Here is a 10,450-nt window from a genome sequence, read left to right on the forward strand (position 1 = left end):
ATCCTTGAATGGATGTCTCTTCCATTCTGGCGCATTGCGACGCCGTTAAAGGGGGAGGAGACCATCTCATCATCCCTGGGCGCTACCGACGCCCTGCTTCGCTTTCGCGTCCCGCTCCGCTTGCAGGACCGGTGCTGGCCATCCATGGCCGGCCCGTTCGGAGCAGTGCTCCTCACCCCTGGCATAGGACCCCCTCTACGTCCTATCCCCGGCGCCTCTCGCTCCTCTCCAAAGCCTTAGCCAAGAGTCGTGCCACTGGCCGGTTGCACCGATGTGGGCTAGTCTGCAAGAATTCAAACATCTGTTCGAATCCCTGCGTCTCACCACAACCGGAGTCACTCCATGCTCACCCTGATCCTGCTGATCGTGGCCGTCGTCGGCCTGCTGGCGGTGATGCGCCGCGAGGCGGGTGCCCTGCCCGCCCTGGCGGTGCTCGCCGTCACCGGCCTGATAAGCCTGCTCCTCGCTTCCACCCTGCTGGGTGTCCTGCTGCTGGCCGGCGCCCTGGCCGTGGCGGTGGCCGGCCTGCCGGCCCTGCGCGGCAAGTGGCTGACCCCGCGCCTCTTCGCCCTGTTCAAGAAGGTCTCGCCGAAGGTCTCCGACACCGAGCGCACGGCCCTGGAGGCCGGCAGCGTGGCCTGGGACGGCGAGCTCTTCACCGGCAGGCCGAACTGGCAGGCGCTGCTGGACTACGCGGACGAGGGCCTCACGGAAGAGGAGCGTGCCTTCATCGACAACCAGTGTTCCGTGGCCGCCGGCATGTGCAACGCCTGGGAGATCGCCAAGGAGCGCGCCGACCTGCCCCAGGCGCTCTGGGACCACCTCAAGCAGGAGCGCTATTTCGGCATGATCATCCCGAAGGCGTACGGGGGCCTGGGCTTCTCCGCCAAGGCGCAGTCCCTGGTGCTGCAGAAGCTCTCGGTCAACGAGACCCTGATGGTCACCGTGGGCGTGCCCAACTCCCTCGGCCCGGGCGAGCTGCTGCTCAAGTACGGCACCGAGGCACAGAAGGACCACTACCTGCCGCGCCTGGCCGATGGCCGCGAGATCCCCTGCTTCGGCCTCACCGGCCCCCGCGCCGGCAGTGACGCCACCTCGCTGCCCGACACCGGCGTGGTCTGCCGGCAGGTCATCGACGGCAAGGAGGTGCTCGGCGTGCGCCTCAACTTCGAGAAGCGCTGGATCACCCTGGCCCCCATCGCCACCGTGGTGGGCCTGGCCTTCCGCCTCTTCGACCCGGAGAAGCTGCTGGGCGACGAGGAGGACCGCGGCATCACCCTGGCGCTGATTCCCCGCGACACCGCCGGCATGGAGATCGGCCGTCGCCACCACCCCATCGGCAGCCCCTTCCTCAATGGCCCGATCAAGGGCAAGGACGTCTTCGTCCCGCTGGATACCATCATCGGCGGCACCGAGATGATCGGCCAGGGCTGGCGCATGCTGGTGGAGTGTCTCTCCATCGGCCGCTGCATCACCCTGCCCTCCGGCGCCACCGGCACCGCCCGCTACGCCATCGGCTGGAGCGGCGGCTTCGCCCGCATCCGCCGCCAGTTCAACGTGCCGGTGGCCGAGATGGAAGGCATCCAGGAGCCCCTCGCCCGCATGAGTGCCCTGGGCTACATCGCCCAGGCGGCGGTCTACCAGACTGCCAACACCATCGACCGCGGCGAGAAGCCGGCGGTGCCCTCGGCGATCCTCAAGAGCCAGCTCACCGAGTTCCAGCGCCAGATCCTCGGCGACGCCATGGATATCCACGGCGGCAAGGCGGTGACCCTGGGCCCGCGCAACTACCTGGGGATCGGCTACAGCGCCAACCCGGTGGCAATCACCGTGGAAGGCGCCAACATCATGACCCGCAACCTGATGATCTTCGGCCAGGGGGCTATCCGCTGCCATCCCTATGTGCTGGAGGAGCTGGCCGCCAAGGACGCCGACGACATCCGGGCCTTCGACAAGGCGTTCTTCGGCCATGCCGGCCTGATCTTCGGCAATGCCGCCCGCGCCTTCACCCAGGGCCTCGGGATCGGCAAGCCCGCCGTGCCCTTCGACGCCGAGGCGCAGCGCTACGCCCAGGAGATCGCCCGGCTCTCCGCCGGCTTCGGGCTCTGTGCCGACGCCGCCATGGCGAGCCTCGGCTCCACCCTCAAGCAGCGCGAGATGCTCTCGGCGCGGCTGGGCGACGTGCTCTCCAACCTCTACCTCGCCTCCATGGTGCTCAAGCAGTGGCATGAGGGCGACAAGGTCGAGGGCGAGGCGGCGCTGCTGCACTACGCCTGCCAGTGGCTGCTGGGCCGTGCCGAGCAGGCCCTGGACGAGCTGTTCGACAACCTGCCCAACCGGGCGCTGGCCCGGGTGCTGCGCCTGGCGGTGATGCCGCGCGGCAAGCGCTTCAAGCGCCCCCATGACGACCTGGCCCGCACCATCGCCCAGGCCGTCTCCCGGGACACCGCCCTGCGCAGGAAGCTGCTGGCCGAGGCCTGGCAGGCAGAGGACGGCGTGCAGGAGAACCCGCTGGCCCAGTACAACGCCCTGCTGGCCACCCAGGAGCGCGCCGAGACCCTCTACCGCACGGTCAACAAGGCCTATGCCAAGGGAGAACTGCCCGCCGAGGCCCTGCATCCCGAGCAGCGGGTGGAAGAGGCCGCCAGGGCCGGCATCATCAGCGACGAGGACGCCACCTTCATGCGCGAGCGCGAGGCCCGGGTGCTGGAGCTGCTCACCGTGGACGACTTCGAGTACGACGCCTTCGTCACCGACAAGTCCAAGGTGCTGCGCCACCAGGCGGCCTGACGCCTCTCTGCACCGCCACAACCCTACGCCCCGGCAGATGCCGGGGCGTTTGCTTTCCCCCCAAAGCATGACTCGAGGCTATTCCGGCGAAAGGTCTCGAGGGGGCACTGTGAATACTTCCCTGTACGCTACCGATGCCATCCCTGGCATAGGACCCCCTCTACGACCTTTCCCCGGCGCCTCTCGTACTCTGGCACCGCTCTAAAGCGGCCAGACCAGCAGGATCATCGGGATGGCCACCAGGGTGATGACCACCTCCAGGGGCAGCCCCATGCGCCAGTAGTCGCCGAAGCGATAGCCGCCGGGGCCCATCACCAGGGTGTTGGACTGGTGGCCGATGGGAGTGAGGAAGGCGCATGAGGCGCTCACCGCCACGGCCATCAGGAAGGGATCCAGGGAGACCCCGAAGCCGTTGGCCAGGCTCGCCGCGATGGGCGCCATCAGCACTGCCGCCGCGGCGTTGTTGACCACATCGGAGAGCATCATGGTAACCACGAAGAGCCCCGTCAGGGTGACCACCACCGGCCATTGCACGCCCCACACCAGCATCGTCTCGGCGATCAGCGCGGCCCCGCCGCTGGTCTCCAGCGCCTGGCCCACCGGGATCATGGCGCCCAGCAGCACGAGCACCGGGCCATCCAGGGCCTGGTAGCCCTCCCGCAACGGCAGCACCCCCACCAGCAGCGAGACCAGCGCTGCCGAGGAGAGCGCCACCGCCGCGGGGAGCACGCCCAGCAGGATGGCCAGGATGGCGGCAGCGAAGATGGCCAGCGACACCAGCAGCATCCGCGGCTGCCCCAGGGTGAGGTTGCGGCTGGCCAGCGGCAGGCAGCCCAGGGTGACCAGGCTCTCGGAGAGTTCGCTCTCGCCGCCCTGCAGCAGCAGCACGTCGCCGGGGCGGAAGCGGATCTCCCTCAGCCGCTGCTTGAGGCGGCCGCCGTCCCGGGCCACCGCCACCAGGTGCAGGCCGAACTGGTTGTGCAGGCGGAGCTGGGTCACGGTGTGGTTGACCATCAGGGAGTCGTTGCGCACCACCGCCTCCACCAGCTGCAGGCCCTCGGTATCCACGCCGCTCTTCCCTTCCTTCTCCTTCTCCTTCTCCTTTCCCTTCTTCTCTTCCTCCCCGGCCTTCTCCTCGGCCTGCGCTTTCCTTGCGACCATGCTGGGCGATTCTGCCTCCCGGCCCGCTTCGATCTCCTCCTTCTCGTCGGCTTCCTGCTCTTCCTCCTCGGCGTTCTTGCCCAGGCTCAGGCCCGCCTTGTCCTCCAGCAGCTTCATCTCCTCGGGACCCGCCTCCAGCAGCAGGATGTCGCCCTCCCTGAGCGTGCCGAAGAAGGCATGGCCGGCCCGGCGCTTGTCGTCGCGCACCACGGCGAGCACCGGAATGGTCTCCTCCAGCTCCTGCTGCAGCTCACGCAGGGTCAGGCCGTTGGCCTTCGACTCCTCCCCCACCCGCAGCTCGACCAGGTAGTTGGCGGTGTCGAACATCGCCTCCGTGGAGGCCTTGCCGGCGCGCTGCGGCACCAGCCGCCAGCCAATCAGCAGGATGAAGGCAAGCCCCGCCAGGGCGACGGCGATACCGACCGGCGAGAAGGAGAACAGCCCGAAGCTCTCGCCGGTGACCGAGCCGCGGTAGCTGGCGATGATGATATTGGGAGGCGTGCCGATCAGGGTGGTGAGCCCGCCCAGCAGCGAGCCGAAGGCCAGCGGCATCAGCAGCAGTGACGGCGAGGTATCGTGCTCACGGGCGAGGCGCATGGCCACCGGCAGCAGCAGCGCCAGGGCGCCGACGTTGTTCATGAAGCCGGACAGGACCACCACCGTCCCGGTCAGGGCAGCGAGCTGCAGGAAGAGCCGCTCGCCGACCCTGAGCACCTGCTCGGCGATGACGTCCACCACCCCGGAGCGCTCGAAGGCGCGACTCAGCACCAGCACCGCGGCCACCGTGATCACCGCCGGGTGGCCGAAGCCGAGGAAGGCCTCGTCGCCGGGCACCAGGCCCAGCATCACCGAACCCAGCAGCGCCGACAGCGCCACCAGGTCGTAGCGGAAGCGCCCCCAGACGAACGCCGCAAGCGTCAACCCGAGCACGATGAAGACCAGGGTGCTGTCGGCCATGCGTTCACCTCCCTGTGAATGTCGATGCCGACAGCATTGCCAGGCCACCCGGTCGCGGACAAGCACTTTCTTGCGCCATAACGCAAAAACCCGGCCGACGCCGGGTTCCTGGCGCCCGTCGAGGCCGCTACTTCGCCATCTTCTCCAGCATGGCGTTGACCGCCTCCAGGTGCTCCGGCTCGTTGTGGCACATGCCCTGGAAGACCGCGCAGAGGTCGAGGAAGTCCTTGAGCTCGGTGCGTTGCGCCATCTTCATCAGCCGCTTGGTGAGGCGGGTGGCCCTGGGCGGCTGGGCGGCGATACGGGAAGCGAGCTCGCCCACCTTCTCCATCAGCGCCTCGGGATCACAGACCTCCAGCACGATGCCGTACTCCCTGGCCTCCTCGGCGTCGATCACCCGCCCGGAGAGGGTCAGCTCGAAGGCACGCTGGTAGCCGATCAGGCGCTGCATGAACCAGGCGCCGCCGTCGCCGGGGATGATCCCCAGGTTGAGGAAGATCTCGCCGAACTTGGCCCGGGTTGATGCAATGCGGATATCGGCCATGTTGGCCAGGTCGAAGCCGGCGCCGATGGCCGGGCCGTTGACCGCGGCGATGATCGGCACCTCCACCGCCTGCAGGGCCAGGGGGATGCGCTGGATGCCGCGGCGGTAGCGCGCCGAGACCTCGGCCACGTCGCCGGCGAAGTCGCCGCCGCGGCTGGCCATGTCCTTGACGTTGCCGCCGGCGGAGAAGGCGCTGCCCTCCCCGGTGATCACCAGCACCGAGACGGCGTCGCAGGCGTTGACCCACTCGGCCACGGCGACGATGTCATCCGTGAGGGCGGTGCCGGTCAGGGCGTTGCGCACATCGTGGCGATCCAGGGTCAGGGTGGCCACCCGCCCCTCCAGGGCCAGGCGGGCATCGGTCAGCTGGGGCAGGTCGGCTGGGGCGTTTGACTGGCTCATGCGTCGGCGTCCTTGTCGGTGGATTCGGCGTCACGCTCGACGATAACCCGGGCGTCCACCACCGCATAGCCGTCGGCGTTGACGATCACCGGGTTGAGGTCGAGCTCGGAGAGCGCCGGGTAGGCCTCGACCAGGCGTGACACGGTGAGCAGCAGGTCGACCAGGGCGGCCTTGTCCACCGCCTTCTCGCCGCGCACGCCGTCGAGGATCTTCCTGGCCTTGATCTGCTCGACCATGGACTCGGCATCGAAGCGGGAGAGCGGGATCGAACGGAAGGCCACGTCCTCGAGGATCTCGACGAAGATGCCGCCCAGGCCGAACATCAGCACCGGGCCGAAGATGGGATCGCGGATCACCCCGACGATCACCTCTACGCCCTTCTTCGCCATGGGGGTGACCAGCACGCCCTCGATCTCGGCGCTGGCGTCGTAGGCCAGGCAGGATGCCAGGATCGCCTGGCGCGCCTCGCGCATGGCGGCCTCGCCCACCACGTTGAGCTTCACACCGCCGGCGTCGGACTTGTGCAGGATATCCTTGGAGACCACCTTCATGGCCAGCGGGGTGTCGCCGCTCTCTCCAGCAAACAGGCTGGCGGCGTCCGCCAGCTCCGCCTCGTCGCGCACTACCCGCTCCTCCGGCACCTGGACGCCGTGGTCGCGCAAGAGCCGCTTGGCCTCGTACTCGAAGAGGTCACGGCCCTCGGCCCGGGCCTGCTGGAACATGGCGGTGAGCTCGGGACGCGGTTCGACCGCGGATTCGCGGGCCTGGCGATTCGTCTGGGCCAGGTACTGCCCGCGCTCGCCCAGCGCCGAGAGCACCCGCACCGACTGCTCGATGGAGGCGTAGACCGGCAGGCCCGCCTCGTGCAGGCGACGCAGCGCCGGGGGCTTGATCGGGGTATAGAGGCTGTAGATCACCAGCGGCTTCTCGGTGGCGTTGGAGAGGTCCACCATCGCCTCGGCGCCGCGCATCTCGTCGCCCAGCAGCGACTCGGCGAAGCGGATGCTGTAGCCGCCGAACATGCCCACCAGGAAGACGCTGTCGACGTTGTCGTCGGCGGCGACGATCTCCATGCAGGTGGCCAGCAGCGACGGATTGGCGTCGGTGGAGCCGGCCACGTCCACCGGGTTCACGGTGGAGGCCTGGGGGAAAAGCACGTCGCGCAGCTTCTGGCGGGTCGCCTCGGAGAGCTCGGCGAGCTCCAGGCCCGCCTCGGCCAGGCGGTCCGAGGCGATGGTGGCCTGGCCGCCGCCGTCGGAGATCACCGCCACGCGCTTGCCGCGCGCCTTCTGCAACAGGCCTAGCCCCTCGGCCACCGGCAGGATCTCGTCGGAGTACTGCACCACGCTGACGCCGGCCTGGCGGAGCAGGTCCACGGTCATGGCATAGCTGCCGGCCAGGGCCCCGGTGTGGGAGCTGGCGGCCTTCTGGCCCTGCTCGGTGGAGCCGGACTTGTAGACCACCACCGGTTTCATGGCCGTCACCTCGCGGGCCACCTCGAGGAACTTGCGCCCGTCGCGGAAGCCCTCCACGTAGAGCGTGGCGACGCGGGTGTGCTCGTCCTCGCCCAGGTAGCGCAGGTAATCGTTGAAGCCGATGTCGCTCTGGTTGCCCGGGCCCACGTAGGTGGAGAAGCCCACCTGGCCGTTGTGCTGCGCCTCCAGCGCCAGCGACAGCAGCATGTTGCCGGACTGGGAGATGATGCCCACGTCACCCGGCTTGACGTTGTCCAGCGCCAGCAGGTTGACCTTGTGGTGCAGGTTGAAGATGCCCGAGGTGTTGGGGCCGATGAGGCGCACGCCGTGGGCCCGGGCCTTCTCCATCATCTCGCGCTCGAGCTCGGCCCCGTCCCCGCCGATCTCGGCGAAGCCGCTGGCCAGTATGACCGCGCCCTTGATACCGCGACGACCACACTCGGCGATCAGCCCGGGCACCGAGGGCGCCGGGGTACAGATCAGCGCCAGCTCCGGGCTGCCGGGAATCGCGGTGACCGAGGGCCACGCCTTGACGCCGAGGATCATGTCGGCCTTGGGGTTGACCGGGTAGATCTCGCCCCGGTAGCCATCCTTGATCAGGCCGACCATGGCCTTGTAGCCGCGCTTGGTAGGGTCCGCGGAGGCACCCACCACGGCGATGCCGGTGGGCGCCAGGATGTCGTGGAGCGGGCTGCGGGTGGGGAGGTGTCCTTCGATGGGATTCATGTGCTGGCTGACCTTGCCCTCAGGGGCGAATGAAGCGTGGGCGAATGAAGCGTGGTTCAGGCCCGGCCGCGGCCGGGCGATGGCGATTCAGCGGTAGGTGACGACGTCAGGCGCGGGTGGCGTCGGGACTCAGCGGCCCTGGAAGCGCGGTGCGCGCTTCTCGGCAAAGGCGTCCACGCCCTCCTGCCAGTCCCGGGTGGTGCCGACGAAGGTCATCCCCTCCAGCTCGGCGGTCAGGCAGGCGTCCAGGGTGCGCTCGCCCGAGAAGTTGAGCTGCTCCTTGGCCAGGGCCATGGAGAACGGCGCCTTGCCGGCGACCGTCTCGGCAAAGGCCAGGGCCGCCTCGAGGAACCCGTCGTCGGCGAAGGCACGATTGGCCAGGCCGATGCGAACCGCCTCGGCACCGTCGATGCGCTCGCCCAGGAACACCAGCTCGCGGGCCTTGGCCAGCCCCACCAGGCGCGGCAGCAGCCAGGTGACGCCGCCGCCGAGGAAGTTGCCGATGGAGACCTCGGGCAGGCCGATCTGGGCACTCTCGGCCATCAGCAGGAAGTCCGAGGCGATGGCGAGCTCCGCCCCGGCCCCCAGCGCATAGCCGTTCACCGCGGCGACCACCGGGGTCTGCATCTGCATCAGGCGCCGGCAGACGATCTGCTCGCCCTGCAGGTACTGGCGGCGATCGAAGGCGGTACGGCCCTCCTTGTGCTCCTTGAGGTCGGCGCCCACGCAGAAGGCGCGTCCCTCGCCGGTGATCAGCACGACGCGGACCTCGCCATCGGCCTCGACGCGGGTCAGGGCGTCGTTGAGCTCGGCGTAGAGCCGCTCGGTCACGGCGTTGAGGCGCTGGGGGCGGTTGAAGCGGATCTCCATCACCTGGCCGTGGCGGCGGGTGATCAGGGTCTCGTAGTCCGGCAGTGGGGACATCGATGACTGGCTGGGGGCTTGGCTCATGGGGTGCGGCACTCTCGGGGCGTGGCAGATGGGTTCGATAAGCCAGGGCGATGGTGAATCACCGTGGAAACAAACGTGTCATTATTACCACATCGGCAGCACGCTTGTTCTGCGCGCATCCTAGCCAAAGGTCGCAGGCAGGTCAACACGCGTGTGTCACGTTGTTTATCGATGAGAAACGATTGTGTCATCCATGCTCGGCGCCCATCGGTTACAATGACGCCGCCCCGCCACCAACCCAGGAGATCCCCGTGCTGGACCACGACGTGCAGGAGGTCGGTTCGCCGTCCCCGGAAGCCGGCGGCACCACGCGGCTGGATACGGTCAACCAGCAGCTCGCCGAGGCCTATCCGGAACTCAGCCCGCAGCTCAAGCTCGCCGCCGGCTATGTGCTGGAGCATCCGGTGGAGATCGCCTTCCAGTCGATCCGCAAGTCGGCCGCCGCCGCCGAGGTCACCGCCTCGACCCTGGTGCGACTGGCCAAGCGCCTCGGCTTCGACAGCTACGAGCAGTTCCGCGAGGTGTTCCAGTCGGCGGTCCAGGCCGGGCCGGTGGAGCTCTCGGGGCGTGCCAGCCAGCTGCGCACCCTGGCCAGCCAGACCGACGACCAGGTGTTCCTCGACGTGGGCGACGCGGCCTTCGACAACATCGGCCGGCTGTTCACCGCCGACAACCAGGCACGGGTGCGCGATGCCGCCCGGCTGCTGCTGGGCGCCGAGCGGATCGCCGTGGTGGGGTTTCGTGACACCTTCGCCTGCGCCTACCACTTCGCCTACGTGGGGCGCATCGCCATGCCCAACATCCAGCTGATCCGCGGCCAGGAGGGGGGGCTGCTGACGGAGCTTGCGCCCTTCGGCGAGGGCGACGTGGTGGTGGCCTTCGGCTTCGAGCCCTACTGTGCCGAGACGATGCGCGCGCTGGAGATCACCCGGGCGGCGGGGGTCAGCGCCATCGTGGTCACCGACACCATGCGCTCGCCGCTGGTCCCCGGCGCGAGCATCACCTTCAACGTGGCCAATGCCACGCCACACTTCTTCCCGTCGATCCTCTCGGCGATCACCCTGATCGAGGTGCTGCTGGCGGAGTGCGTGGCCTTCGGCCCCGACGGCCTGGTGGACAACGTGGCGGGATTCGAGACGCGGATGCGCCAGATGGGCGCCTATGTGGAGAACGGCTGAGCGCCGAGCGCCGAGCGCCGAGCGCCGAGCAGTATGATGCCGCCGTTGGTGCCAACGAAAAACCCGCCGAAGTTTGACTCTGGCGGGTTTTTCGTTTTCTTAGTCTCCACCTGCCGCCCGTCAGTGAGCTGCTGGGCACTCGGCGCTTGCAGCTAGGCGCTGCCCGAAGGGCCTAGCCCGGATATTGCACCGGGCATGAAAAAGGCGGCTGAAAATCGATTATAATTCAAGCTCCTACACAAGAATCAACCGCATCAGCCGCCATG

6 protein-coding genes are annotated in these 10,450 nt (G+C 68.5%); 2 read left to right on the top strand and 4 right to left on the bottom strand.

Going from position 1 to position 10,450, the window contains the following annotated elements:
* Positions 1-342: 342 nt before the first annotated feature.
* Positions 343-2,790, top strand: coding sequence for an acyl-CoA dehydrogenase (locus BDK63_RS17815; protein ID WP_183334429.1), 2,448 nt, complete (start codon positions 343-345; stop codon positions 2,788-2,790).
* A 201-nt stretch (positions 2,791-2,991) separates the two neighbouring features.
* Here the strand turns inward: BDK63_RS17815 and BDK63_RS17820 are convergent, their stop codons facing one another.
* The 4 genes from BDK63_RS17820 to BDK63_RS17835 all read right to left on the bottom strand — a co-directional run bounded on the left by BDK63_RS17820 (position 2,992) and on the right by BDK63_RS17835 (position 9,006).
* Positions 2,992-4,908, bottom strand: a complete 1,917-nt coding sequence (locus tag BDK63_RS17820; protein WP_183334431.1) for an SLC13 family permease — start codon at positions 4,906-4,908, stop codon at positions 2,992-2,994.
* 127 nt (positions 4,909-5,035) lie between these two features.
* The gene (locus BDK63_RS17825; protein WP_183334433.1) at positions 5,036-5,854 is read right to left on the bottom strand and encodes an enoyl-CoA hydratase-related protein; all 819 of its coding nucleotides are present in this window, start codon (positions 5,852-5,854) and stop codon (positions 5,036-5,038) included.
* Positions 5,851-8,055 (bottom strand): acetate--CoA ligase family protein, encoded by a 2,205-nt coding sequence (locus BDK63_RS17830; protein ID WP_183334436.1) that lies wholly within the window; start codon positions 8,053-8,055, stop codon positions 5,851-5,853. Before BDK63_RS17830 ends, BDK63_RS17825 begins: the two co-directional genes overlap by 4 nt.
* Positions 8,056-8,184: 129 nt before the next feature.
* On the bottom strand, positions 8,185-9,006 hold the full coding sequence (locus tag BDK63_RS17835; RefSeq protein WP_246386310.1) for an enoyl-CoA hydratase/isomerase family protein: 822 nt from the start codon (positions 9,004-9,006) through the stop codon (positions 8,185-8,187).
* Between the two features lie 251 nt (positions 9,007-9,257).
* Between BDK63_RS17835 and BDK63_RS17840 the strand changes: the two genes are divergently transcribed.
* Positions 9,258-10,184 carry a MurR/RpiR family transcriptional regulator gene (locus BDK63_RS17840; protein WP_254275215.1) on the top strand — a complete coding sequence of 309 codons (927 nt, stop codon included), beginning with the start codon at positions 9,258-9,260 and terminating at the stop codon, positions 10,182-10,184.
* The last annotated feature ends 266 nt before the right edge of the window (positions 10,185-10,450 follow it).

The organism is Halomonas campaniensis, assembly GCF_014193375.1.
Taxonomy (GTDB): domain Bacteria; phylum Pseudomonadota; class Gammaproteobacteria; order Pseudomonadales; family Halomonadaceae; genus Halomonas; species Halomonas campaniensis.

Bases quoted from the DNA above. Each gene is read 5' to 3' on its own strand.
- BDK63_RS17825 (WP_183334433.1), bottom strand. From the start codon at position 5,854: ATGAGCCAGTCAAACGCCCCAGCCGACCTGCCCCAGCTGACCGATGCC.
- BDK63_RS17835 (WP_246386310.1), bottom strand. From the start codon at position 9,006: ATGAGCCAAGCCCCCAGCCAGTCATCGATGTCCCCACTGCCGGACTAC.
- BDK63_RS17820 (WP_183334431.1), bottom strand. From the start codon at position 4,908: ATGGCCGACAGCACCCTGGTCTTCATCGTGCTCGGGTTGACGCTTGCG.
- BDK63_RS17830 (WP_183334436.1), bottom strand. From the start codon at position 8,055: ATGAATCCCATCGAAGGACACCTCCCCACCCGCAGCCCGCTCCACGAC.
- BDK63_RS17815 (WP_183334429.1), top strand. From the start codon at position 343: ATGCTCACCCTGATCCTGCTGATCGTGGCCGTCGTCGGCCTGCTGGCG.